Genomic DNA, 1,105 nt, shown 5'->3' with positions numbered 1-1,105 from the left:
GCGGAAGGAACGATCACTATTACCAGTAAATGCAGCAAAAGTGGTTGCCCTAAAGCTGAATTGAAAGAAAAAGAACAGAAGACATCGGTCAGTTTGAAGTCAGACGGGAGTCCTAATAAAGTATTGCTGACCTATAAAGGTCAGAGAAGTGATATGGATATCCTGGAAGCTCTTCATTCGCCGTGGGAATATTTGAGCAGCATCACTACACCTGCTGATATTTTTGATCAACCCGCTAAATATGTAGTGGAAACTGAAGGATGCCTTGAGAAAGGGACACATATGTTTATCGATGTGTACCCCACCTTTGAAATCCGTTTCACTGCAGGTGTTGAGTATCAACTCACTTCAGATATCCGAGAGCGAACTGTAAAAGAGCGTCGTGATGAAACAAACAAATCCCGTCAGGCGATGGAAGGTGCAAGACCCAAAAATAAAAGAAAACTTCGCCGGGAGTGGAATTATCAAACTGATAAATTTGAACTGACACGCAAAACGGAAATCAGTATTGAATATGGCATAAAAATATGTGACAAGGATTATTCTAAAGAATATGCAAAGGAAATCCAGTCATCCAGAAAAATCAGGTCACTGGAACAATTGAACAAGATTGATTCGTTAGTCAATAATATTAATACCTATTGTGCTCCGGATCCGACCAGTACAGGACACACCAGAGAATATAACGTTTTCAGTATGGAAATCGCGCCGGTGAAACTTGAAGTTTCCTATGCGTATCAAAATATCAGCTCAGAAGATGGCCCGTGTCATTTTATGGGGTTAACAGGAGAGCCATTTTTAAGCGGCACCTTTAAATTTGATATTATCCAATTTATTTGCGCCTACTGTAAAATCGAATCCCTTGTTGGTAAGTGTCGTGAATATCTTGAAAAACATGGCACCAGTGTTGAGTGTTACCTGGAGTTTACCCCTGAGGTCAACATTAATCTAGGCGCTGTATATAGCCAAAATGATAAAAACTGGGAATTTAATATACCCGAAGGAAATCAACTAAAACTCGGTATCGAAGGTGTTGTAAGCGCCGCCTTTGAAGCTGAAGTGTTCTTTGCCGAAATAACCTTAGGTGCCGAAGGATCAATCTCAA

The 1,105-nt window shown here is 40.5% G+C and carries 1 protein-coding gene; it reads left to right on the top strand.

Annotated features, from left to right (window positions below):
• Positions 1-1,105, top strand: a 1,105-nt coding sequence (locus tag D6C13_RS25745) for a hypothetical protein (protein WP_120135347.1), incomplete at both ends; no start/stop codon positions are given.

The sequence above is a fragment of the Rahnella woolbedingensis genome, from assembly GCF_003602095.1.
GTDB classification, from domain to species: Bacteria; Pseudomonadota; Gammaproteobacteria; order Enterobacterales; family Enterobacteriaceae; genus Rahnella; species Rahnella woolbedingensis.
This window is presented reverse-complemented; position numbering and strand designations above follow the sequence as displayed.